The sequence below is a fragment of the Streptomyces sp. RB17 genome (assembly GCF_009604455.1).
Taxonomy (GTDB): Bacteria; Actinomycetota; Actinomycetes; order Streptomycetales; family Streptomycetaceae; genus Streptomyces.
Map to the genome: position 1 here is coordinate 176,691 of NZ_WEGL01000005.1, position 23,867 is coordinate 200,557.

Consider the following 23,867-nt stretch of genomic DNA (forward strand, 5'->3'; position numbering starts at 1 on the left):
CTCATGGTCCTTACGAAACGCGGACGCCAGGGCAGCGGCCGGACACCGGTGGCCGCGCGGTGCGAGGCTGGGGGCATGCAATCGCTGTACGAGCCCCATGGGACCGAAGCCGCAGGCGGGACGGCCCGGATCCTGGTCGTGGACGACGATCCGACCGTCGCCGAGGTCGTCACCGGATACCTGCACCGCGCCGGCTACGTGGTCGACCGCGCCGACGACGGCCCGACCGCCCTCACCCGCGCCGCCGCGCACCGGCCCGACCTCGTGGTGCTCGACCTGATGCTGCCCGGCATGGACGGCCTGGAGGTGTGCCGGCGGATGCGGGACGGCGGTCCCGTGCCGGTCATCATGCTCACCGCCCGCGGCGACGAGGACGACCGCATCCTGGGTCTGGAGGTCGGCGCCGACGACTACGTCACCAAGCCCTTCAGCCCCCGCGAACTGGTTCTGCGCGTGGAGTCGGTGCTGCGCCGCAGCCGCCCCGCCCCCACCGGGCACCGGCTCGCCGCGGCCGGACTCGCGGTCGACCCGGACGCCCGCCGGGCCACCAAGAACGGCACCGAACTCGCCCTCACGCTCCGCGAGTTCGACCTGCTCGCCTTCTTCCTGCGGCACCCGGGCCGGGCCTACAGCCGCGAGGACCTGATGCGCGAGGTCTGGGGCTGGGACTTCGGCGACCTGTCGACCGTCACCGTCCACGTCCGCCGGCTGCGCGGCAAGGTCGAGGACGACCCGGCCCGGCCCCGCCTGATCCAGACGGTGTGGGGCGTGGGCTACCGCTTCGAGCCCGGCGAGGCGGTGCACTGACCATGCCTGCCGCCCTCCTCATCGCCCTCTACGCCTTCGCCGGCGCCGCCGCAGCGGGGGTGGCCGGAGCGGGCGTGCTGCGCCTGATCCGGCGCCGCTCGCTCACCGCCTCCATCTCGGTCGTCGCCGCGGTCGGCGTCCTCGCCATGCTCGCCGGCACCCTCGCCGTCGCCTGGGCGATGTTCCTGTCCTCGCACGACCTGACCGTGGTCACCACGGTCGTCGCGATGGCGGCCGTGGTCTCCCTGGCCACCGCGCTGCTCCTGGGCCGCTGGGTCGGCGCCCGCAGTCGGGAACTCACCGATGCCGCCCGCTCGTTCGGCGACGCAGGCGCCTTCGCCGCCCCGCACGGCCCCGCCACCGCCGAACTGGACGCCCTCAGCCGCGAGTTGGCCGCGACCAGCGCACGGCTCGCCGAATCCCGCGAGCGGGAGCGGGCGTTGGAGAAGTCCCGGCGCGAGCTGGTCGCCTGGATATCGCACGACCTGCGCACGCCGCTCGCCGGACTGCGCGCCATGTCGGAGGCGCTGGAGGACGGCGTGGCCGCCGACCCCGGCCGCTACCTCAAGCAGATCCGCACCGAGGTCGAACGGCTCAACGACATGGTCGGCGACCTCTTCGAACTCTCCCGCATCCACGCGGGCACCCTCCCGCTGAGCCCTGCCCGCATCTCCCTGTACGACCTGGTCGGTGACGCACTGGCGGGCGCCGACCCGCTGGCCCGGGAACACGGGGTACGGCTCGTGGGCGACCGCGTCGAGCCCGTACCGGTGGAGGTGGACGGCAAGGAGATGACCCGTGTGCTCGGCAACCTCCTGGTCAACGCCATCCGCCGGACCCCGCCCGACGGCACGGTCGCGATCGCCGCCGAACGCACCGACGACGGAGTGCTGCTCTCGGTCACCGACGGCTGCGGCGGCATCCCCGAGGAGGACCTGCCACGCGTCTTCGACACCGGCTGGCGCGGCAGCGACGCGCGCACCCCACCGGCCGGCGCGGGCCTCGGCCTGGCCATCGTCCGCGGCATCGTGGAGGCCCACCAGGGCCGAGCCACTGTCCGCAACATCCCGGGGGGCTGCCGCTTCGAGGTGACGTTGCCCGCGGCGCATTAGGGGGGTGGGGGTGCGGCATCCTGGGGAGTCTGCGTGGCTGCGGCACCCTGCGGAGATTGAGCGGCGCCGCGTCCTGGGCGGTGCGGGGGGGTGTCGATTCCTGAGCGGGCCGGAGGTTGCGGCGTCCTGGGGGAGACCGGGGCGGCGGCATTCCGCAGAGGCCGGGGCTGCCGCATCGTAGGGAGTCCGGGGGCTGGGGCGTCCTCGGGGCGGGGGCAGCGGGCGTGCCGGCTGCAGGCGGTCGTGCCTCCCCCCGTGGCTCAAGGGCCTGCGGCCGGACGGCACAGGTTGGCGGTGGGGCCCTCGGGCGGGCGAAGCCGAGAGTCGGGGGGACGGAACGCGCCGGTGCGGGCAGGTGAACGGCACCCCAGGCCGTTCCCGCTGCCGCCACGCCCCGGGCGGGCGCACCGCACCGGTCCGCGGGGCAGGTTCAGCAGCCGCCGTCGGGCGGGTTCGGCTGCCCCCTCTCCTCGGCCGGCTCGCGCGCCGGGAACTGCCGTATGCCCCGCACGTCGCCACCCTGCGGCACCCGGCTCCCCTACACGGGCCCGGCCTCCGCGAACTCCCGCATACCCTCCTCGAACCCGACCTGCGGCTTCCACCCCAGCGCCGCCCGCAGCCGGGACGAGTCCGCGGTGATGTGCCGTACGTCCCCCAGCCGGTACTCCCCGGTCACCACGGGCTCCGGCCCGCCGCACGCCGCGGCCAGTGACCGTGCCAGCTCGCCGACGGTGCGCGGCTCACCGCTCCCGGTGTTGTACGCCGCGAGGACACCCGGCACCGCCTCCGTCTCCAGCGCCGCCACGTTGGCCGCGGCCACGTCCCGCACATGTACGAAGTCCCGCCGCTGCCGGCCGTCCTCGAAGACCCGCGGTGCCTCGCCGCGGGCCAGCGCCGAGCGGAAGAAGGAGGCGACCCCGGCGTACGGCGTGTCCCGCGGCATCCGCGGCCCGTACACGTTGTGGTAGCGCAACGACACCGCCGACCCGCCCGTGCTGCGCGCCCAGGCCGCCGCCAGGTGCTCCTGGGCCAGCTTGGTCGCCGCGTACACGTTGCGGGGATCGGCCGGAGCGTCCTCCCCGACCAGCCCGGGGCTCAACTCGGCGCCGCAGCGCGGGCAGGAGGGCTCGAACCGGCCCGCGTCCAGATCGGTCACGGCCCGTGGGCCCGGCCGTACGACCCCGTGGCGCGGGCACTCGTAACGCCCCTCCCCGTACACCACCATCGACCCGGCCAGCACCAGGTGCCGTACCCCTGCCTCCGCCATGGCCGCGAGCAGCACGGCCGTGCCGAGGTCGTTGCGCGAGACGTACTCCGCCGCGTCGGCGACACCGTTGCCGAGCCCGACCATCGCCGCCTGGTGGCAGACGGCGTCCACTCCGGCGAGCGCCCGGGCCACGGACACCGGGTCGCGCACGTCCGCGCCGGTGTCCGCACGGACGTCGTACACGAGCGGCTCGTGCCCGCCCGCCCGCAGCGCCTCGACGACATGGGACCCGATGAACCCGGCACCGCCGGTGACCAGTACACGCATACGGCCACGCTAGACGCGGACGGCACCGGCGCCGGGTGACACGGCCGCCGCGTCATGACTTCGTAAGGGAGCGTGCCGCAGCAACGGTGTCCGCTGATGCGGCACGCTGTCGGCGTTCACGTCTTCACGTACTCACGTGATTCCCGTGTTCACCGGGGACCACGGCGGGTGACGCCCACGGTCAGTCCCATGGCCGCGCATCCCAGCAGGAGGGTGATCGCGCCCAGCCAGCAGTTGTTCCAGATGATGCCGGCCCGCGCACCGTGGGCGGCGGTCACCACCCAGGGGGAGATCAGCAGCCACACACCGAGCGGCGCGATCACCCAGGCCATACGGAACATCCGTTCCGGGACCATGGTCAGACCCAGGCCGATCAGGCCGACGGTGATGCCGACGATCAGGTTGCTGACCGTGATGTTCGGCTCGCCCGCCGAGAAGTGCACGACCCAGGGCGAGATCGCCGCGTACACGCCCGCGAGGAGGATCAGGCCCTCGACCATGATCGCCTGACTGCTGGAGGCCGTGGTTCAAGAATTTCTGTCAACAACGTTGACTCCTGGGTGCGCCGCCCGCACATTACTTCTCGGTAGTACTTAGCGGTAACCCCGCGGTACAGCACCCCCCACGCTCTGAGCCGCCGCATTCTCGTGCACCGGCACGCGGGCGGGCACCCCCATGCCCGCCTGCCTGGTGTCCCCATCCCGAGAACAGGGAGCCCCACGCCCATGCCCACCCCTGCCCTCCGTCGTGTCATGGCAGCGACATCCGCACTCGCCGGTGTGCTGGCCCTCGGCCTCACCGCCGCACCCGCCCAGGCCTCCACCCCCCTGAACTACGCCGCCCTCGGCGACAGTTACAGCGCCGCCTCCGGTGTGCTGCCCATTGACACGAGCAATCTGATCTGCCTGCGCTCCACTGCCGACTACCCGCACGTCATCGCCGCCCGCACCGGATCCCGCCTGACGGACGTCACCTGTGGCGCCGCCCAGACCAAGGACTTCACCGGGTCGCAGTACCCCGGGGTCGCCCCGCAGGCGGACGCCGTCACCGCGGACACGAACCTGGTGACGCTGACGATCGGCGGCAACGACAACGGCACCTTCATCGGTGCCATGCTCGCCTGCGGTACCGCGGGCATCCTCAGCGGAGGCAAGGGCAGCCCGTGCAAGGACACGTACGGCACCTCCTTCGACGACGCGATCGACGCGAAGACCTACCCCGCGCTGAAGACCGCGCTGCGCGCCGTGCGGGCCAAGGCGCCGGACGCCCGTGTGGCGGTGCTCGGTTACCCGTGGATCACGCCGGCCACGGCCGACCCGTCCTGCTACGCCGAAATGCCGGTCGCCTCCGGTGACGTGCCGTACCTGCACGCGCTGCAGGCCCATCTCAACGCCGTCGTGCAGCGCGCCGCCGAGGAGACCGGGGCCACGTACGTGGACTTCTCCCAGGTGTCCGAGGGCCATGACGCCTGCCAGGCGGTCGGCACGCGATGGATCGAGCCGCTCCTCTTCGGGCAGAACATCGTCCCGGTGCACCCCAACGCGCTCGGCGAGCAGCGCATGGCCGAGCACACCATGAGTGTTCTCGGTCTCGGCTGACCCTCGGCGCCCGCGCTTCAGGCGCGGGCGCCCCCGTCGACCTTCAGCACCGTGCCGGTCACGAAGGAGGAACGGTCGCTCAGCAGCCAGGCCGCGGCCTCGGCGATCTCCTCGGGGGCGGCCGCACGGCGCAGCGGGGTGAGCGCCGTCAGCCGGTCCTGCAGGCCGGGAGCCTCCGCCTCCCAGGCCCGGATCATCTCCGTCAGGGTGTTGCCGGGCGCGATCGCGTTGACGCGGATGCCTTCGGGGCCGTAGGTCACGGCGGCCGACTCGGTGAGGCTGTTCACGGCCCGCTTCATCGCACCGTAGGCCGGCAGCTCGGGGTTGCCCCGCAGACTGCCGACGGACGAGTTGTTGACGATGGCGCCCGTCCCGGCCGTGGCCCGGATGGCGGCGACCTCGGCGACCATCGCCAGCCAGACGCTCTTGAGGTTCACCGTGTACACATGGTCGAACTCGGCCTCCGGCAACTGGTCCATGGGGCCGGGCGGCTGGATCGTCGCCCCGTTGTTGAAGGCGATGTCGAGCCGGCCGTAGAGATCGACGGCACGGTCCACGGCGGCCCGCACGCTCGCCGTGTCGGCCAGGTCGCACACGACGTAGTCCGCGGTGCCGCCCGCCGCCCGCACCTCCTCGGTGACGGCCTTCAGCTGGGCCTCGGTGCGAGCCGCCAGCAGGACCCGAGCCCCCTCCCGGGCGAAGAGCCGCGCCGCTGCGGCACCGATCCCGCGCCCGGCACCGGTGATGAAGGCGACCTTGCCCCCCAGCAGGCTGTACGGAGGCCGGTCCGTGTTCGGTGTGTTGTCCATGGCAGCGAGCCTGCGCCCGGGCGTCGGAGCCATCCAGGCACCGGGAGTACCTGGATGGCTCCCGTGGCACCCGCGCACACTGGAGGCGTGGACAGAACGGAACTGGCGGGATTCCTGCGCAGCAGGCGCGAGCGGATCAGCCCTGCCGACGTGGGCCTGGCCGCCGGGCCGCGCCGCCGCACGCCGGGGCTGCGCCGCGAGGAGGTGGCGCACCTGGCGTTCATCTCGACCGAGTACTACACCCGGCTGGAGCAGGCCCGCGGCCCACGCCCGTCCCGCGAGGTACTGGCCGGCCTGGCCCGCGCCCTGCGGCTGTCGGACGCCGAGCGCGAGCACCTGCATCTGCTGGCCGGCGCCCCGCCGGACCCCGCGCCCGGGCCCCCGCGCGAGGTGCGGCAGAGCATCCTCGACCTGATCCACCGGCTGCCGCAGTCCGCCGCCTTCGTCACCTCGGCCACGCTGGAGGTGCTCGCCTGGAACGAGCTCGCCGCCGCCCTGATGGAGGACTTCTCGGCGCTGCCGCGGCACGACCGCAACCTCGCGCGTCGCGCCTTCCTCGGGCCGCACTCGCAGGGACGGCGGCTGTACGGCGTGTCCGACGCCGACGCGTTCGCCCGGCACGCGGTGAGCCGGCTGCGCACGGCCGCCGCCCGCTACCCCGACGATCCCGAGGTGACCGGGCTGCTCCACGAACTGCGCGCCGGAAGCCAGGAGTTCGCCCGGCTGTGGGACTCCCACGACGTGCACGGTGAACCCACACTGTGCAAGACGTTCCGGCATCCGCTGGTCGGGCCGGTCACCGTCAACTGCGACGCCCTCGACCTCACCGGCCGGGACCAGCAGGTCGTGATCTACACCGCGGTCCCCGGCACGCCCTCCGAGGAGGCGCTGCGGCTGTTGTCGGTCATCGGCACCCAGCGCATGGACGCCACCCGCTGAGCCGAACCCGCCGCAGGGAACCGGGCCTGGAGGAACCACGGGTCCGGCGCCACCCGCCGCCCTGCGTCCGCAGCACCGCGAACGCCTGGTCCAGCAACGCCGTGACGTCCTTCAGCCGGCGCGGACCGGTCCCCTCGCCGCCGTGTGTGCAGCTGACCCGGGCTGCGCGCACGGCGCCGACCTGGGCTTTGGCCAGGACCGACGCGCGCAGGGCACGCCGGTGGGCCGACTCCTCGGGGGCGGCCTCGGCGACGCGCTCGGCGCCGGCCGAACGCGTCGCTGATCATGTTCGCGTGTTCGGGAGCTGCGTCCCCGGCGGCAGCGCCATGCTCAAGCCGATCCCCTTCGCGCTCGCCGTCGGCGTGTTCGTCGACGCCTTCGGGGTCTGCACGACCCTCGTCCCGGCGGTGCTCGCGCTCGTCGGCCTCGCCGGCCGGTGGCTGCCGGCATGGCTCGACCGGCTGCTGCCCGCCCGCGCCCTCGAGGGAGAGTGCCTGGCGGCCGCACCCGAAGACGCCCACCCGGGCCGGTCCGCGCGCGCCCACTCCGAGCGGACCGGCCGGCGCACGCTGACACCGGTCGCACGACCGAGGCCCGCCGCACCGCCGCCCCGTGGGCCCCGGCCGAGCCGTCGCCCGGCGCGCCACGCTCCGCCTCACCCGTTGGGGTAGGCCGGCGCGACGAGCCTGGCCCGCACCGCCTGCCACCGGGCCGCCATGCCGTGCACCAGGTACAGGTCCCGGCGCCGCGTCCAGGCCTGTCCCGACTCGGGGTCGTAGGTGCCCGGCATGGTGATGCCACGCGGCGCGTACGCGGCCATCCCCCGGTCCCGGGTGGTCTGCACACACCGCTTGTGGTGATCACGGAACCCGACCGCGCAGGCGGTGCCGATGCCACCGGACGCCGCCGGTGTTCCAGCACCTGCCCGGCGACCCCGTCCGGGCTCAGGCAGGTGGTCGTGCCGTCCTCCGCGACGACGGGCTCGATCGACGTCACGTCGTCCATGCCGTAGGTGGACCGCAGGAACCGGGCGATCTCCCACGGCGCGTAGACGGGCACCTTCCGCTGCTCGCGGATCCGGGCGACCGTGTCCGCCAACTCCTGGTTCACCGGGCCGGGTTCGGGGAGCGTGAGGGCCGGATCGCCCGACTTCGCGGGCCGGTTGCCGAAGGAGCAGGCGACGACGAAGTCGAACCGGTCCAGCTCGGCGGTCTCCGGATGCCAGTCGAAGCCGACGTCGGACAGGCCCGGCACCAGTGCCCGCGCCGTCTCCCGGTCGTCGATTCCCGCCCGCGAGCCCCGCGTCCGCACCGGAACCCGCCCGCTCGGCGGCCTCGGCCGGGGGCATGTCGAGGACAGCCGGTGCGGCGAGCGCGGCGGCGAGGCAGGCGGCGAGTGCACGTCGTTCCAGGAGGCCGGGCCTTCCGTCGTGAACGGCCTGTCATGCCGAACCCTTGGGATGCTCGGGCCGCAGCCGTACACGCCGGTGACCCCGTGGTGGAACACGTCTTGATCTTGCCCGGCACCGAAGCGCCCGGGAGCAGGGGGCGAGGTGGGGCCCGCCGCTCACATGGGGGAGAATAGTTGCCTAGTGAAACTACGGGGAACGCAGTGAAAGGCCCGCCATGCCGTACCTCACCATCGACTACTCCTCCCACCTGGCCGGAGCCTTCGACGCCTGCGCCCTGGTGAAGGAGCTGCATCCGCTCGTGGTCGAGGAATCCGGTACGTCGGGTGTGTGCAAGACGCTGCTCCGGCCGGCGCAGACGTACGTCGGCGACGGGGCGAGCGGACAGGCCGTCTTCGTCCACGTGGAAGTCGGCCTGATGCCCGGCCGCCCCGAGGCGCAGAAGGCACGCCTGTCCGAGGGCGTGCTGGCACTGCTCGCCAAGCATCTGCCGGTGGACGACCGTGGTGAGCAACAGGTGTTCTTCTCGGTGGAGGTACGCGACCTCGCCGCCTCCTACCGGCTTTCGCCGTCCGCGCGGTGAGCCGCCGGCCCGCGTCGGACACGCCCGATCCGAATTCGGTTGTCCGCCGCGCCGGCCCCGCACTAGGCCCTGTCGTCAAACTCCCGCCTGCCCCGCGACGCCATGCACGCACTCTCGCCGCACCGGACCCAGGCCCAAGTACATCCAGTACGAGGGCCAGGGTCCGGCACGCCGAGAGCACGCACCTGACGCCGCAGGGCCCGCCCTTCGGGCGGACGGCTGGAGTTTGACGACAGGGCCTAGCGTGCGGTCAGTGGATCTCTTCGCACACTCTTGGACGGCATTGCGCACAGCGGTGGCCGAGCTCCCGGACGAGGACTTCGAGCGGCCGTCCGGCTGCACCGGCTGGCTGGTGCGGGATCTGGTGTGCCACCTGGTCATCGACGCCCAGGACGTCCTGATCACCTTGGTGACACCCGCCGACACCGAACCGACCGTGGACGCGGTCACCTACTGGAACCTGGTCGAAGCCCCGACCGGCGAGGATCCGCTCGACGCGCTGATCCCTCGGCTGGCGGCCGCCTACGGCGAGCCGCGATGGCTGAAGTTCCACTTGGACGACGTCGGTTCCGCGGCGGGCCGCGCCGCCGAGCTGGCCGATCCCGCCGTCCGCGTCGGCACCCGCGACGAAGTGCTGACCGTCGCCGACTACCTGACCGCGTACGTCGTCGAGTGGACCCTGCACCACCTCGACCTGATCGCCCATCTGCCCTCGGCCGCCGGGCCGCCCGCCGAGACGCTCGCCGCGGCGCGCGTGTCGCTGGAGAAGATCGCCGGAGTCTCCTTCCCCGCCGCGTTCTCCGACGAGGACGCGCTGCTGGTCGGTACCGGACGCCGCACGGCGACCGACGCGGAGCGGGCCGCGCTGGGGGAGGACTTGGCCGACAGGCTGCCGTTCGTGCTCGGTTGAGCGGCCTGACCGGGCCGACCGGCGCGTCGTCGTTCGCCGGAAGAGTGCTCCGACCGCCCCCGGGCACCCGGGCGGGGCCGGAAGCGAGACCACGTGATGAGATGATCTTCGTATGCGGTCACTACCATGTGGCCACAAGACAACCGTTCGACCGGCCCGTTCGCAGCGGGCCGGACGGGGTCGCCGATGCCAGGGACCGCTCCCCGGGCTGCGGTGATCTTCCTGTCCAGGAGGACCTTCCGCATGTTCCGACGTATTGGCACCACTGTCGTCCGACATCCTGTCTGGACGATCGTGGCATGGCTGATTGCCGCGGTGGCGATCGTCGCCACCGCTCCGAGTCTGCCCTCGAACAGTGACGAGAGCAGCTTCCTGCCCAAGAGTTACGAATCCATCAAAGCCGCGGACCTCCAGCAGAAGGCGTTCCCCAGCGCCTTCACCCCGTCCGCGATCGCGCTGTACCAGCGCACGGACGGCGGCAGACTGACCGCCGCCGACAAGCAGGACATCGCCCGGATCACCACCGAACTGGGCGACAAGCACATCGACCAGGTGCAGAAGGTCGTCCCCGGCCCGCCGTCCAAGGACGGCAGGTATGACCTGACCCTGGTGCAGATGGACAGCAAGAACGCCGGCCAGCCCAAACAGGCGGACGCGGCCAAGGTGTTGCGCGACGACGTCAAGCAGTTGGCCAAGGGCACGCATCTCGACGTCAAGCTCGGCGGTTCCGCCGCCCAGGCGCTCGACCAGCAGGACTCGTCCAAGCGAGGACAGGCGCTGATCGGCTTCGGCACCTTCGCGATCATCCTGGTGACCTTGCTGATCATCTTCCGGGCACCGATCCTGGCCGTCCTTCCCCTGGTGCTGATCGGCCTGGTGTCGGCCGTCGCCAACGGCCTGATCGCCTACGCCACCAAGCTGTTCGACCTGCAGGCCAACAGCTCGATCTCGTCGATCCTGATCGTCGTGCTCTTCGGCGTGGGCACGGACTACTTCCTGTTCCTGATGTTCCGTTACCGCGAGCGCCTGCGGGCCGGTGACGAACCCAAGCAGGCCATGGTCAACGCGGTCGACCGGGTCGGTGAGGCCATCGCCTCGGCGGCCGGCGCCGTCATCATCGCGTTCCTCGCCCTGGCGCTGTCCACACTGGGCTTCCTCAAGCAGATGGGCCCGGCGCTCGCGATCGCGGTGGCCGCCACCCTCGTGGCGGGCCTGACCCTGATCCCGGCCGTGGTCTCGCTGATCGGGCCGAAGATCTTCTGGCCCTCCAAGTCCTGGCAGAAGGAGCCGGAGAATGCCCGGTTCGCCGCGCTCGGCCGCGGTGTGCAGCGCCGTCCGTACCTGACCGCCGCGGCGTCCGGTCTCGTACTGGTCGTGCTGTCGCTCGGCATCCTGGGCTACCACGCCACGTTCGACCTGGCGGCGGGCTCCATGCCGAAGACCAAGGAGTCCATGGTCGTCCAGGACCAGATGCAGAAGGCGTACTCGGCGGGCGCCGCGGCCCCCACCGACGTCTATCTGTCCAGCACCGACGGCAGGCCGCTGGACAAGGCCGACTTCGGCACGTACGCACGCAAGCTCGGGGCCGTGGACGGGGTCGCCGGCGCCCGCATGACGCAGCTCAACAAGGGGGGAAACACCGCGGACTTCACCGTCACGCTCAAGTACGAGGCGTCGACGGACAAGGCGATCGACACCGTGGGCCGGGTGCGGGACGTGGCACACGGCGACGCCCCTGACGGCACCCAGGCGGTCGTCGGCGGCATGTCCTCGATCTACAAGGACATCAACACCGCGGTGAACCACGACTACAAGACGGTCTTCCCGGTGGCCGCCGTCCTCATCATGGTGATCCTGGGTCTGCTGCTGCGCAGCGTCGTCGCCCCCTGGTACCTGATGGCCTCGGTGGGTCTCGGCTTCGGCGCCACCCTGGGCGCCACCGTGTGGATCTTCCAGAAGGGGCAGGGACACTCGGGTCTGATGTTCATGCTCCCGGTGATCATGTATCTGTTCGTCGTCGCCATCGGCACCGACTACAACATCCTCATGATCGCCCGGCTGCGCGAGGAGGCCCGCGAGGGCCGCGAGCCGCGTGAGGCGGCCGGCATGGCGCTGCGGCACGCCGGTCCGACGGTCGCCGCGGCCGGCTTCATCCTGGCGGCGACCTTCGCCACGATGATGCTGGCGGGCAACTCGCTGCTCACGGAGATGGGTTTCGCGGTCTCCTTCGGCATCGCCGTCGCCGCCTTCGTCATGGCGATGTTCTTCACCCCGAGCCTCACCGCGCTGATCGGCCACGCCGCGTGGTGGCCGGGGCACGGCGACCGGGCCGAGACCGCGGCGGCCGGCGCCGGCACCGGCGTGACCGGTTCCGCAGCGGAGCCCGACGAGGACCGGGACTCCCGCGCCCACGATCCCGCGGGGCGCCGCAACTAGCGGCGGTGCGGGTCGCGACGGGGCGTCCCGCCGGGTCATACGGCCTGGCGGGACGCCCCGTCGGCGCGATGCGTGGGATACGGCCGACGCTCCCACACCCACGTGCCGTGTCACCGGGCCGAAGCAGCACGGTCTCGGCTGGATCCGCGTACGGCAGGACGGTTCGCCGGTCGGCTGCGTCGACATCGTCCGGGGCGGGGGAGTGCATGCCCTACACCTGGACACGGTGGTCGCCGAGCCCGGCGGCGGCGCTGCTCGCCCGCTGACGACGTCCGCCGCAGCAGCCCGCCCCGACCTCCGAACGCCCCTGAACCGATGGCGACTTCGGCATCCTCACCCGAGGGTTCCCGTGCCCTTGGTCCCGGTGGAGCCGGTCGTGCGTCGCGGCAGCGGCCCGGCTCCCGCCCGCCGAATCCCCGCCAACTCGACCCGTGTAACCGGCAATTAACCCAACCGGGACCGGCGCATCAACCGCCGCACGGGTAAACGTCCGTCACGGCGAGCACGCTCGCCTGCATGGCATTCACCTCGTACAGACCCGGCTTGAACCGCGCGGCGACGCTCACCGTGGCCGCCCTGCTCCTGCTGCTCGCGCCGCCCGCCGGCCGGGCCGGCGCCGCCGAGACGACGCTCCCGCTCGGCGACCGGGGCCTCGCGGAGACCCGTACGACACAGACCCTGGCCGACGGTGTGACCCTCACCCGTATCGTCCGGGGGGCCGAGCCCGCCCCGGCCGACCGGATCAACACCACGACACGCGGCCCCTGGGTGGTCGACGTCCTGACCATCGACCCGCGCAGGGCGCACGGGCACCTGCGGGCGACGTACGGCCCCGACCTGGCCCACACGGAGAAGACGACCGACCTGGTGCGCTCCTCGAAGGCCCTGGCCGGCGTCAACGGCTCCTTCTTCACCTTCACCGCCAGCGCGCAGTATCCCGGCGACCCGGTGGGTCTCGGCCTCTACGACGGGCGGCTGCTCAGTGAGCCCACCGGCGACCCGGCAGAGGCCGACTTCGTCGTGGACGCCCACGACAACCGCGCCCTGACGGGCCGGCTGAGCTGGTCGGGCAGCCTGCACAACCGGCGGACCGGAGCCACGCTGCCGCTGACGTACGTGAACCACCCGCCCGTCGTCCCGGCGGCCTGCGCCGACCTGACCGATCCGACCGAGTGCAGCGTGCCCGGCGACGTCGTGCGCTTCACCCCCGAGTTCGCCGAGAGCACACCCGCCGGCGCGGGCGTCGAGGTGGTCCTCGACCGGAACGGATGCGTCGTACGCACGCAGATGGCGCGCGGCACGCATCTGACCACCGGCCAGACCTCGGTACAGGCCACGGGCACCGGCGCGGCGGCCCTGCTGCACACCGCCGACGGGGGCTGCCTGCGTACCGACTCCGAGCTCACCGACGAGCAGGGCCGGCAACTGCACGTCCGCCCGGGACTGTTCGGCGTGAACGGCCGCTATCGTCTCACCGCGCACGGCCGGATCGTGGTCCCGGCCGGCTCGGGCAGCTTCTTCGACCGCAACCCGCGCACGATCGCCGGTACGACCCGCGCGGGCAAGGTCGTCCTGGCGACCATCGACGGCCGCATGACGAGCAGCGTCGGCACCACGATGGACGAGACGGCGGCCGTCGCCGACGCCCTGGGCCTGACCGACGCCGTCAACCTGGACGGCGGCGGCTCGACCACCATGTCCGTCGAGGGCACGTTGGTGAACCACCCCAGCGGGCCCACCGAACGGGCCGTGGGCGACGCCCTGGTCTTCGAGCCCGGCCCGTACCGTCCCACCGAGGGCTGAGACCCGTCCGCTCAGCCGCCCGTGCTCTCCCGCACGATGATCCGGTGCCCGGCCACATGGTCGTGCACGGCAGCGGCGTCCGGGTCGTCGATCCGCTCCAGCAGCAGCGATACGGCGACCCGGGCGATCTCCTCCTTGTCGGGGGCGACGGTGGTGAGGCTGGGCACGCTGAACCGGGAGGCCTCGATGTCGTCGAAGCCGATCACCTCGAGGTCGCCCGGCACCGAGCGGCCCTGTTCGTGCAGGGCCCGCAGCGCGCCGAGGGCGAGATGGTCGTTCAGGCACAGCAGCGCGTCCGGCCGGTGCTCCCGTGCCATCAGCGCGCCGGCGGCGCGCAGACCGTCCTGCCAGTGGAAGGCCTCCACCGGCACCACCAGATCGGCGTCGAAGGGCAGCCCCGCCGCCGTCAGGGCCTCGCGGTAGCCGTCGGTGCGCAGCCGGTCGGTGCCCTGGGGGCCGCGCAGCGCGCCGCCGACGACGGCGATCCGGCGGCGTCCGCGCGCCAGGAGGTGCTCGGTGGCCTCGCGGGCCGCCACGACGTTGTCGATGCCGACGTGATCGGTGCTGCCCTTGGCCGAGCGTTCGCCCAGCAGCACGACGGGCAGGCGCCGATCGCGGGTGACGAGGTCGCGGGGGAGCAGCGAGAGCGGGCTGAGGATGACGCCGTCGGAGAACTGTGCGTCGAAGCCGTGCAGTGCCGCGAGCTCGCGTTCACGTGCGGCGCCGGTCTGGTGGAGCAGCACCGTGCGGCCGCGCCGGTCGGCCTCGGCCATGACGTGTTTGGCCAGCTCGGAGAAGTAGGCGACGTCGAGTTCCGGGACCGCCAGGGTGATCACGCCGGTGCGGCCCTGCCGCAGCTGCCGGCCGGCGATGTTGACGCGGTAGCCGAGAGCGTCGATGGCCTCCTGGACGGCGGCCCGGGTCCGCTCCGACACGTGCTCGAAGTTGTTGATCACGTTGGAGACGGTCTTGGGGGAGACGCCGGCGTACTCCGCCACGTCCTTGATCCTGGGTCTGGCCGCCACGCTGCTCCGTCCTTCCGCTCGCCGTGATCGTACCGACCGTCACGAATGGATTTCGGGCCCGGTCATCCTCTCCCGACGTCTTTACATCGATGTAAGCCCATGGTGCCATGTGTCGCGCACCGACCCGCACCCTCGATGCAAGGAGCCCCATGCCTGTCCCGCACGCCCCGGATCTGCCCCGTCCCGAACACCCCAGGCCGCAGTTCGTCCGCGAGGCCTGGCTCAATCTCAACGGCGAGTGGCAGTTCGAGATCGACCGCTCGGACACCGGCCTGGAGCGCGGTCTGGCGGCGCGTGAACTCGCCGGCAGGATCCTCGTCCCGTTCTGTCCGGAATCGGCGCTGTCCGGGATCGGGGAGGCGGACTTCCTGGAGGCGGTCTGGTACCGGCGGACGGTGACCGTGCCCGCCGCATGGGGCGACGCCCGGGTGCTGCTGCACTTCGGGGCCGTGGACCACGACACCACCGTCTGGGCCAACGGCAGCGAGGTCGCCCGGCACCGCGGCGGCTTCACCCCGTTCACCGCCGACCTCGGCGAAGTCGCCCGACCCGGCGAGGAGTTGACGATCGTCGTACGGGCCAGGGACAGCCGGCACGGCGTCCAGGCGCGCGGCAAGCAGTCCACCTGGTACGCCAACTCCCACTGCCACTACACCCGGACGACCGGCATCTGGCAGACCGTGTGGCTGGAGCCGGTCCCCCGCGCCGTCGCCCTCAAGCGGCCCCGGATCACGCCCGACCTGGCCTCCGGCGCCTTCTTCCTGGAACTCCCGCTGACCGCCAACCGGCCCGGACACCGGGTCCGTGCCACGCTCACCGACGGCCAGGGTGCGATCACCGCCGCCGAGAGCCGCGCGGACCTCGACCTGTGCCCCCGGCTCGTGCTGACCCTGCCCGCAGACCGGGTCCGCCCCTGGTCCCCGCAGGATCCGCACCTGTACGGCCTGAACCTGGAACTCCTCGACGCCGGCGGCACGGCCGTCGACACCGCACGCTCCTACGCCGGCCTGCGCTCCGTCGCCGTCGACGGCAAGCGGCTGCTGCTGAACGGAAAGCCCGTCTTCCAGCGCCTGGTGCTCGACCAGGGCTACTACCCGGACGGCCTGATGACCGCCCCGAGCGACGCCGACCTGGCCCGCGACATCGAACTGGGCCTCGCCGCCGGCTTCAACGGCGCCCGCCTGCACCAGAAGGTGTTCGAGGAGCGGTACCTGTACCACGCCGACCGGCTCGGCTACCTGGTGTGGGGCGAGTTCGGCGACTGGGGCTGCGAGGTCGGTGTCCGCGACGACAACCAGCGCCCCGACGCGTCGTACGTCGCCCAGTGGCTGGAGGCCCTCGAACGCGACCACTCGCATCCCTCGATCGTCGGCTGGTGCCCGCTGAACGAGACGTACCAGCCGCTGCACGACCGCATCACCCAACTCGACGACGTCACCCGCGCGATGTTCCTGGCCACCAAGCAGGCCGACCCCACCCGGCCCGTGCTCGACGCCTCCGGCTACGCCCACCGGGTTGCGGAGACCGACGTGTACGACTCCCACTGCTATGAGCAGGATCCGGCCGTGTTCGCCAAGACCATGGACGGTCTGGCCGAGGGCCGGCCGTACGTCAACGCGGCGCCGGACGGGCGGCCGTGGTCGGTGGCATACCGTGGACAGCCCTATTTCTGCAGCGAGTTCGGCGGCATCTGGTGGGATCCGGAGGCGGCGGCCGAGGCGGCCGGGAACGAGCCCGGCACCTCCTGGGGCTACGGCGAACGGCCGCGCATCCCTGAGGAGTTCGTCGACCGCTTCACCGGCCTCACCGGCGTCCTGCTCGACGACCCGGACATGTTCGGCTACTGCTACACCCAGCTCACCGACGTCTTCCAGGAGCGCAACGGCGTCTATCGCTTCGACCGCTCCGAGAAGGTCGACACCGCGCGGCTGAGGGACGCCCAGCATCGTCCGGCAGCCTTCGAAGCCGGAACGCCATAGCACCTCTTCGGGGCTCCGCGTGAGCGGAAGCAGCGTACCCTGCCCAAGATTTACATCGATGTACATGTTGAGGGAAGGAGCCGTATGACCGGCACACCCGCACCCGTCGATCCTCCCGGCCCGACCAGGCGCCGCGCCCTGACCGCGGCCCTCGTCTCCGCAGGCGCGGTCCTCGGCGCCGGCGCGCTCGCCGGCTGCGGATCCGCGCTCGCCGCCGACGAGTCCACCGTCCGCCTGTGGGACCTGTTCAGTGGCGCCGACGGCGGCCTGCTCAACGACATGGTGCGCGCCGCGCGACCCGACATGCCGGGTACGCGCATCGAGCGCACCGTCCTGGAGTGGGGCACCCCCTACTACACCAAGCTCGCCATGGCCTCCGCCGGCGGCCGGGGCCCCGATGTGGCGGTCGCCCACATGTCCCGCCTCGCCGGGTACGCGCCCACGGGTCTGCTGGACCCGTGGGACCTGGACACCCTGGCCGAGTACGGCATCCGGCGCGAGGACTTCGCCGACGCGGTGTGGTCCCGTACCCAGTTCGAGGGCAGGACGTACGCCGTCCCGCTGGACACCCACCCGTTCATCGTGTTCTTCCATCCCGAACCGGCCGCCAAGGCGGGACTGTTGACGAAGGACGGCACCCTGGACGCGGAGGCGTTCGACTCGCCGGACAAGTTCCTCGCCGCCGGCCGGGAACTGGCCAAGGCCTCGGGCAAGCAGGGCATCGCCTTCGGCTACGTCACCGACACCGCCCAGGGCTGGCGGCTGTTCTACGGCCTGTACCGGCAGACCGGAGGCGCCTTCCGGCTCCCCGCGGGCGGACCCGCCGAGGTCGACGTGGACCGGATGGCCGAGGTCATCGCGTTCATGGCCAAGCTCGTCGACGGCCGGGTCAACCCCAGGCAGCTCGACTACGCGGCGGCCATCGCCGCGTTCGCCAACCGGCAGACGGCGATGATCCTGTCGGGGGAGTGGGAGCTCGCGACCTTCCGGGCCGCCGACAAGAACGTGGGAGCGGCGCCGTTCCCCACGGTGTTCGGCACGCCCGCCGTGTACGCCGACTCGCACTCCTTCGTCCTGCCCCACCACCCGCACCCGGACGCCGAGCACCGCCGCCGCACCCACCGCGCCGTCGCCGCCCTGCTCAAGGCCGGCCAGATCTGGGCCACCGCCGGGCACATCCCCGCCTACCGCCCGGTGACCCGTACGAAGGCCTACCAGAACCTGCAGCCGCAGTCCCACTACGCACAGGCGGCGGGCCACGTCGTCCTCGACCCCGCGGTCTGGTTCGCCGGTGCCGGATCCGATTTCCAGAACGCCATGTCCCAGGTTCTCCAGCAGGCCCTCCTCGACGGGCTCGCCCCCGACCGCGCGGCGCGCGCCATGGTGCGGCGCCTGAACACCTTCCTCTCCAAGCCCAGCCCGGCCTGACCCGGCTGCGAACGATCCGCGCAGGAGGCACAACGATGTCCTCACCCCGCAACGGCGCTCTGCCGGCGCGCCGGCTGCTGCCGCCCGGCCTGCTCTTCGCGCTCCCCTTCCTGGTGCTGTTCGCCGTCTTCATGCTCTGGCCGCTGGTCCAGGGACTGTGGATGAGCGTCACCGACACCTCCCTGTCGGCCCACGCCCCGTCCTTCGTCGGCCTCGACAACTTCACCGAGGCCCTGAAGGACGCGGAGATGTGGCGGGCCCTGGGCCACACCGTGTGGTTCACCGCCCTGTCGACCGTCCCGCTCGTCGTGGTCGCCCTCGCCATGGCCCTGCTCGTGCACACCGGCCTGCCCGGGCAGTGGGTGTGGCGGCTGGCCTTCTTCGCCCCCTACCTTCTGCCCGTGGGCGTCGTCAGCCTGCTGTGGATCTGGCTCTACCAGCCCGACCTCGGCCTCTACAACCACCTCCTCGACGCGCTCGGCCTCGGCCAGGTGGCGTGGCTCAGCGACCAGTCGGTCGCCATGTGGGCGATCGTCCTGACCACCCTGTGGTGGACCGTCGGCTTCAACTTCCTGCTCTGTCTGGCCGCGTTGCAGTCCATCCCGGACCACCTGTACGAGGCGGCCGCCATCGACGGCGCCGGGGCCTGGCGGCGCCTGTGGTCGATCACCCTGCCCCAGCTCCGCCGGATCACCGCCGTCATCACGGTGCTGCAGATCCTGGCCTCGCTGAAGGTCTTCGACCAGGTGTACCTGCTGACCAAGGGCGGTCCGGACAACTCCACCCGTCCGGTCGTCGAGTACGTCTACGACGTCGGCTTCACCGGCTACCGGCTCGGGTACGCCTCGGCGATCAGCTACATCTTCTTCGCCCTCGTCGTCCTCGCCTCCGCCGCCCAGTACGCCGCCCTCCGCCGCCGGGAGAAGTGACATGGCCTCCACCGACCTGCCCGTCCGCACCGCCCCCCAATTCCGGCCCCCCGTAAGGGAAGTGGCGATGCGGCGGCGCACCGCCCACCTCTCCTTGGGCGAGAGCCGGACCGCGCGCGTACTCGCCCTCGCCGCCCTCTCGGTCATGGCGCTGGTATGGCTGCTGCCCGTGGCCTGGGCGCTGCTGACCGCCTTCAAGTCCGAGCAGGACGCCAGCGACCCCCTGCACTGGTTCTGGCCCCGGCACGGCCTCACCCTCCACGGCTTCAGCACGGTCTGGGAACGCGGGGACCTGCCGCTGTGGATGCTCAACAGCTTCCTCATCGCCGCCGCGGTCACGGTGATCACGGTCCTGGTCTCCGCGATGGCCGGATACGCCTTCTCCCGCACCCTGTTCGCCGGCCGCCGCACCCTGTTCGCGCTCACCGTGGCCGCCGTGGTCGTACCGCCCCAACTGCTCATCGTCCCCTGGTTCCAGCAGATGCTGAGCCTGCATCTGCTCGACACCTACGCGGCGGTGATCCTTCCGCAGACCGTGGCCCCCGTGATGGTGTTCATCCTGAAGAAGCACTTCGACTCACTGCCCCACGAGTTGGAGGAGGCGGCCCGCATCGACGGCGCGGGCCACTGGCGGATCTTCTGGTCGGTGCTGCTGCCGCTGTCCCGGCCGATGCTCGCCGCCGTGGCGATCTTCGTGTTCATCGGGGCGTGGAACAACTTCCTGTGGCCGTTCGTGTCGACGTCTGACCCGAACCTGATGACCCTGCCGGTCGGCATCACCTCCGTGAAGGACGCCTACGGCATCCAGTACGCCCAGTCGATGGCCTCGGCCGTACTGGCCGCGCTGCCGCTCGTCCTGGTCTTCATGTTCTTCCAGCGGCACATCGTGAAGTCCGTGGCGACGACCGGCCTCGGCGGCCAGTGAGCCGGTACGACCCCTGTTCCGCCCGACGACGCCCGTCCAAGGAGCCGCTCATGCGCACAGGCATCCGCACCCCCCTCCTCGCCCTCCTCCTGGCCCTGCTGCTCGGCCTCGCCACCGTGCCCGCGGCCACCGCGGCCCCCTCGGCGAAGCCCGCCCCGACGGCCAGGCCGAAGGCGGCGACCGGCACCTTCCGCAACCCGCTCAACCCCGGCCCCGACCCCTACCTGACCTACTGGAAGGGCAACTACTACCTGACCACCACCCAGGGCGACAGCATCCGCATGTGGCGCTCGCCGTCCCTGGGCACCCTGCTCACCGCGGACCCGGTCACCGTCTGGACCGACACCGATCCCTCCCGCAACCGCGACATCTGGGCCCCGGAGTTCTACCGCTTCGGTGACCGCTGGTACCTCTACTACACCGCCGACGACGGCGTCGACGACCACCACCGTGTCTACGTCCTGGAGTCCGACCGGGACGACCCCGCAGGCCCGTACCACTTCAAGGCCAGGCTCGCACCGCCCAACCACGCCTCCGACTTCGCGATCGACCCCAGTGTCTTCCAGCACGACGGCCGTCTCTACCTCGCCTACAGCGGCATCAACCCCTACCAGCACAACGGCCTGAACATCGCGCCGCTGTCCAACCCGTACACCGTCTCCGGCGACGCGGTCGCCATCGACGCCGCCGGCGGCTGCCCCGAGGTCCGCGAGGGGCCCGAGTTCCTGAACCGCAACGGCCGTACCTGGATGACGTATTCGACGTGTGACACCGGCAAACCGGACTACCAGATCTGGATGATGTCCCTGTCGAACGGCGCCGACCCGCTGGTGCCCGCCGACTGGACCCAGCACTCCGGTCCGGTCTTCTCGCGCGCCGACGACCACGGTGTCTACGGCCCCGGCCACCACGCCTTCTTCCGCTCGCCCGACGGCACCGAGGACTGGATGGTCTACCACGCCAAGTCGACCTCGGCGTACACCTACACCGACCGCACCACCCGCGCCCAGAAGATCACCTGGAACGCGGACGGCAGCCCCGGCCTCGGCCGGCCGCTCGCCATGGGCGCGACCCAGGAGCTGCCCTCCGGTGACCCTGGATCCGGCACCTACTGGATCAACGACGACGGCCGCTCCAGCGGCGCCGGAACCGTCACCTACACCGGCACCTGGAACTCCGGCACCGGCTGCGCCACCCAGTGCTTCTGGGGCGACGACCACTGGAGCGACCAGGCCGGCAACACCGCCACCTTCACCTTCACCGGCACCCGCATCGCCCTGCTGTCCGTCCGCGACACCGGCAACGGCATCGCGGGCGTGAGCGTCGACGGCGCGGCGGAGCAACGCGTCGACTACTACGGGGCGATCCGCACCGGCGAGACCCTCCAGTACGTGAGCCCCCGGCTCACGTACGGCCGGCACACCCTGCGGATCCGCGTGACCGGCGAACACGACGCCCAGTCGCAGGCGGCGTTCGTAAGCGTGGACCGGGCGGAGGCGTACACGAACTGACGGCGTCGGGCAGGGCTCGGCACGAGCCGGAGTGCCGCTCTGCGGGCGGGAGTTGATCACCGCATGACACCCCACCATGCTCCACACGTGGTACCCCGAGGCGGTCGGGCGGGAACTCCTCGCGAGGCTCCCGCATGCCGCCGGGCCCGACCCGCTGTACGGGACGGACCTGGACATCGAGGGCTGACCCCGCATCATCAGCTCCAGAGGCCCGCGGCGGCGGTCTCGGCGACGTAGTCCTCGAACGGCCTCGGGGGCCGGCCGAGGGCTCGCTCCACGCCGTCGGCGACCGTGGCGCCCCGGCCGGAACGGACCGCCACGAGAAGGCCGGTGAGCAGGTGTGCGACGTCTTCCGGAACACCGGCGGAGGCCTGCCGCTCGGTGAACACGCCGGGATCGACGTCGACATGGCGGACGACACGTCCGGTGGCCCTGCCGATGAGCTCGGCCGCCTCCCCGAAGCCGACCGCCCGTGGACCGGTCAGCCGGTACGTCCGGCCGCTGTGCCGGTCCTCGGTCAGCGCCGACGCGGCGACCTCGGCGATGTCCTCGGCGTCCACGAACGGCGTGCGTCCGTCACCGGTCGGCAAGGAGAGGGTCCCTGTCCGGATCGCCTGGAGCCAGGGACCTTCGCTGAAGTTCTGCGAGAACCAGTCGGGCCGCAGGATCGTCCAGCCGACGCCGGAGCACATCACGGCGCGTTCGGCGGCCTTGAGGGGATGACCGTCGTCGGCCTCGCCCACGCCGTACGCCGACAGCAGCACCAGCCGTCGTACGCCGGCGTCCACCGCGGCGGAGACGAAGCGGGGGATCCGGGCCTCACGGTCCACGGTGGAGCGCAGGTCGGGCTCGACCACATAGGCCGCGGTGACGCCGTCGAGGGCCGGGGCCCAGGTCGACGGATCGTCCAGGTCGAAGGGGGCGTCGGCGCCGGTGCGGGACGCCGTGCGTACCGGTTGGCCGGCGGCCTCGAGGCGCCGCGCGATACGGCGGCCGGTCTTGCCGGTGCCGCCGATGATGAGGATGCTCTTCATGCCCTCGAGCGAACACCGTGCGCCGCAGACGATCCATGGGAGACAATCGCCAAGACCTTTGTGATCGTCCAGAGTCGGGGGCGGGCATGGACGTGCTGAGCGATCTGCTGCACCGAGCCCGTGCAAGGAACGCACCGGTCCGCAAACTGGTCCAGCGGCCACCGTGGTCGCTGAGCTTCGTCGACGCGCCGCCCCTCACGGTCGTCGCCACGCTCGCCGGACACGCCTCGGTCCGGCTCGACGACCCGGACGCCGCACCGGTGCGCCTTGCCGCCGGCGACATCGCCCTGATCAGCGGAACCAGCAGGTACACGATCGCCGACGCTCCGACCACCCCGCCCCAGGTCGTGATCCGCGGCCGGGAGAAGCAGGTGGTCGACGGCGACGAGAGGGCGGCGGGGGTCCGACGCGGCCTGGCTCCGCGCACGTACGGCGACGGCCTGCCCGGGGCCACGGTCCTCCTCCGCGGCGCCTACGAACTCCGCGGCGATGTGGGGGACCGGCTGCTGGGGCTGCTGCCGCCCTCGGCGATCGTGCCCGCCGGACCGCGGACCGGGCCGGCACTGGAACTGCTCGCCGCCGAGATCGCGCGTGACGAACCCGGACAGGATGCCGTCATCGACCGCGCGTTGGACCTCGTGCTGGTGCTGGCCCTGCGCGTCTGGTGCGCCGGACCCGACGCGACGCCCCCGGCCTGGTACCGCGCGCTCTCCGATCCGGCCATCGGCGAGGCGCTGCGCCTGGTGCACCGGCATCCCGCGCAGCGCTGGACGGTGGCCGGACTCGCCGCCCGTCTCGGCATGTCCCGCGCCGCGTTCGCCGCACGTTTCACCTGTCTGGTCGGTGAGCCGCCGCTCACGTATCTCACCGGCTGGCGCATGGCCGTGGCCTCGGACCTCCTCCGGGACACGGAGGCGACCGTCGCGGCCGTGGCCCACCGGGTCGGCTACGAGGACCCGTTCGCGTTCAGCGTCGCCTTCAAGCGCCGCCACGGCACCACCCCCTCCGCGTGGCGCCGCCAGGCACGGCGATCCGACGCGACGACCCCCGAGTGAGCCGTGCCGCCCGGCTGCCCGGCACCGGTCCCGCTGTCAGTG

Annotated in this window: 22 protein-coding genes; 16 read left to right on the forward strand and 6 right to left on the reverse strand. The window is 72.1% G+C overall.

What is annotated here, in order from left to right; translation table 11 throughout:
• Positions 1 to 75 precede the first annotated feature (75 nt).
• Both SRB17_RS22505 and SRB17_RS22510 read left to right on the forward strand, forming a co-directional pair.
• Positions 76 to 807, forward strand: a complete 732-nt coding sequence (locus tag SRB17_RS22505; RefSeq protein WP_153541582.1) for a response regulator transcription factor — start codon at positions 76 to 78, stop codon at positions 805 to 807.
• A gap of 2 nt (positions 808 to 809) precedes the next feature.
• Positions 810 to 1,919 (forward strand): sensor histidine kinase, encoded by a 1,110-nt coding sequence (locus SRB17_RS22510; RefSeq protein ID WP_153541584.1) that lies wholly within the window; start codon positions 810 to 812, stop codon positions 1,917 to 1,919.
• A 538-nt stretch (positions 1,920 to 2,457) separates the two neighbouring features.
• Here the strand turns inward: SRB17_RS22510 and SRB17_RS22515 are convergent.
• Together SRB17_RS22515 and SRB17_RS22520 are read right to left on the reverse strand one after the other, a co-directional pair.
• Entirely contained in the window at positions 2,458 to 3,453 is a 996-nt protein-coding gene (locus SRB17_RS22515) for an NAD-dependent epimerase/dehydratase family protein (protein WP_153541586.1), read from the reverse strand.
• A 149-nt stretch (positions 3,454 to 3,602) separates the two neighbouring features.
• Positions 3,603 to 3,953: an SPW repeat protein gene (locus SRB17_RS22520; RefSeq protein WP_153541588.1), complete on the reverse strand. Its 351-nt coding sequence runs from the start codon at positions 3,951 to 3,953 to the stop codon at positions 3,603 to 3,605.
• 225 nt (positions 3,954 to 4,178) lie between these two features.
• Between SRB17_RS22520 and SRB17_RS22525 the strand changes: the two genes are divergently transcribed.
• A complete protein-coding gene (locus SRB17_RS22525; protein ID WP_153541590.1) occupies positions 4,179 to 5,051 on the forward strand; it encodes an SGNH/GDSL hydrolase family protein in 873 nt (290 codons plus the stop codon).
• 17 nt (positions 5,052 to 5,068) lie between these two features.
• On the opposite strand, the gene SRB17_RS22530 is transcribed toward SRB17_RS22525, so the two are convergent.
• Positions 5,069 to 5,860: an SDR family NAD(P)-dependent oxidoreductase gene (locus SRB17_RS22530; protein WP_153541592.1), complete on the reverse strand. Its 792-nt coding sequence runs from the start codon at positions 5,858 to 5,860 to the stop codon at positions 5,069 to 5,071.
• An 87-nt stretch (positions 5,861 to 5,947) separates the two neighbouring features.
• On the opposite strand from SRB17_RS22530, the gene SRB17_RS22535 reads away from it, so the two are divergent.
• Positions 5,948 to 6,799, forward strand: a complete 852-nt coding sequence (locus SRB17_RS22535) for a helix-turn-helix transcriptional regulator (protein WP_323376103.1) — start codon at positions 5,948 to 5,950, stop codon at positions 6,797 to 6,799.
• A gap of 293 nt (positions 6,800 to 7,092) precedes the next feature.
• Entirely contained in the window at positions 7,093 to 7,470 is a 378-nt protein-coding gene (locus SRB17_RS22540) for an MMPL family transporter (RefSeq protein WP_153541595.1), read from the forward strand.
• Here the strand turns inward: SRB17_RS22540 and SRB17_RS22545 are convergent.
• Positions 7,455 to 7,643 carry a hypothetical protein gene (locus SRB17_RS22545; RefSeq protein WP_153541597.1) on the reverse strand — a complete coding sequence of 63 codons (189 nt, stop codon included), beginning with the start codon at positions 7,641 to 7,643 and terminating at the stop codon, positions 7,455 to 7,457. The genes SRB17_RS22540 and SRB17_RS22545 overlap by 16 nt on opposite strands.
• 243 nt (positions 7,644 to 7,886) lie before the next feature.
• On the opposite strand from SRB17_RS22545, the gene SRB17_RS22550 reads away from it, so the two are divergent.
• The 5 genes from SRB17_RS22550 to SRB17_RS22570 all read left to right on the forward strand — a co-directional run bounded on the left by SRB17_RS22550 (position 7,887) and on the right by SRB17_RS22570 (position 13,939).
• Positions 7,887 to 8,312 carry a hypothetical protein gene (locus tag SRB17_RS22550; protein WP_153541599.1) on the forward strand — a complete coding sequence of 142 codons (426 nt, stop codon included), beginning with the start codon at positions 7,887 to 7,889 and terminating at the stop codon, positions 8,310 to 8,312.
• Positions 8,313 to 8,424: 112 nt separating this feature from the next.
• Positions 8,425 to 8,790: a 5-carboxymethyl-2-hydroxymuconate Delta-isomerase gene (locus SRB17_RS22555; RefSeq protein WP_153541601.1), complete on the forward strand. Its 366-nt coding sequence runs from the start codon at positions 8,425 to 8,427 to the stop codon at positions 8,788 to 8,790.
• A 253-nt stretch (positions 8,791 to 9,043) separates the two neighbouring features.
• Positions 9,044 to 9,700, forward strand: coding sequence for a maleylpyruvate isomerase N-terminal domain-containing protein (locus SRB17_RS22560; RefSeq protein ID WP_323376104.1), 657 nt, complete (start codon positions 9,044 to 9,046; stop codon positions 9,698 to 9,700).
• A gap of 243 nt (positions 9,701 to 9,943) precedes the next feature.
• A complete protein-coding gene (locus SRB17_RS22565) occupies positions 9,944 to 12,136 on the forward strand; it encodes an MMPL family transporter (RefSeq protein WP_153541605.1) in 2,193 nt (730 codons plus the stop codon).
• Positions 12,137 to 12,652: 516 nt separating this feature from the next.
• The gene (locus tag SRB17_RS22570) at positions 12,653 to 13,939 is read left to right on the forward strand and encodes a phosphodiester glycosidase family protein (protein WP_153541607.1); all 1,287 of its coding nucleotides are present in this window, start codon (positions 12,653 to 12,655) and stop codon (positions 13,937 to 13,939) included.
• Between the two features lie 11 nt (positions 13,940 to 13,950).
• On the opposite strand, the gene SRB17_RS22575 is transcribed toward SRB17_RS22570, so the two are convergent.
• The gene (locus SRB17_RS22575; RefSeq protein WP_323376105.1) at positions 13,951 to 14,964 is read right to left on the reverse strand and encodes a LacI family DNA-binding transcriptional regulator; all 1,014 of its coding nucleotides are present in this window, start codon (positions 14,962 to 14,964) and stop codon (positions 13,951 to 13,953) included.
• A 149-nt stretch (positions 14,965 to 15,113) separates the two neighbouring features.
• Here SRB17_RS22575 and SRB17_RS22580 point away from each other — a divergent pair, with 149 nt between their 5' ends.
• From SRB17_RS22580 to SRB17_RS22600, 5 genes are all read left to right on the forward strand, one after another.
• Positions 15,114 to 16,943 carry a glycoside hydrolase family 2 protein gene (locus SRB17_RS22580; RefSeq protein WP_153541610.1) on the forward strand — a complete coding sequence of 610 codons (1,830 nt, stop codon included), beginning with the start codon at positions 15,114 to 15,116 and terminating at the stop codon, positions 16,941 to 16,943.
• Positions 16,944 to 17,027: 84 nt separating this feature from the next.
• Positions 17,028 to 18,371 (forward strand): ABC transporter substrate-binding protein, encoded by a 1,344-nt coding sequence (locus SRB17_RS22585; protein ID WP_153541612.1) that lies wholly within the window; start codon positions 17,028 to 17,030, stop codon positions 18,369 to 18,371.
• A 35-nt stretch (positions 18,372 to 18,406) separates the two neighbouring features.
• Positions 18,407 to 19,300, forward strand: a complete 894-nt coding sequence (locus SRB17_RS22590; RefSeq protein ID WP_153541614.1) for a carbohydrate ABC transporter permease — start codon at positions 18,407 to 18,409, stop codon at positions 19,298 to 19,300.
• 1 nt (position 19,301) lies between these two features.
• Positions 19,302 to 20,225: a carbohydrate ABC transporter permease gene (locus SRB17_RS22595; protein ID WP_153541616.1), complete on the forward strand. Its 924-nt coding sequence runs from the start codon at positions 19,302 to 19,304 to the stop codon at positions 20,223 to 20,225.
• Positions 20,226 to 20,275: 50 nt separating this feature from the next.
• The gene (locus SRB17_RS22600; RefSeq protein ID WP_153541618.1) at positions 20,276 to 21,736 is read left to right on the forward strand and encodes a glycoside hydrolase family 43 protein; all 1,461 of its coding nucleotides are present in this window, start codon (positions 20,276 to 20,278) and stop codon (positions 21,734 to 21,736) included.
• Positions 21,737 to 21,933: 197 nt separating this feature from the next.
• Here SRB17_RS22600 and SRB17_RS22605 read toward each other — a convergent pair whose 3' ends face one another.
• The gene (locus tag SRB17_RS22605) at positions 21,934 to 22,770 is read right to left on the reverse strand and encodes an NAD(P)H-binding protein (protein WP_153541620.1); all 837 of its coding nucleotides are present in this window, start codon (positions 22,768 to 22,770) and stop codon (positions 21,934 to 21,936) included.
• An 86-nt stretch (positions 22,771 to 22,856) separates the two neighbouring features.
• On the opposite strand from SRB17_RS22605, the gene SRB17_RS22610 reads away from it, so the two are divergent.
• Positions 22,857 to 23,825, forward strand: a complete 969-nt coding sequence (locus SRB17_RS22610) for an AraC family transcriptional regulator (RefSeq protein ID WP_153541622.1) — start codon at positions 22,857 to 22,859, stop codon at positions 23,823 to 23,825.
• Positions 23,826 to 23,867 lie beyond the last annotated feature (42 nt).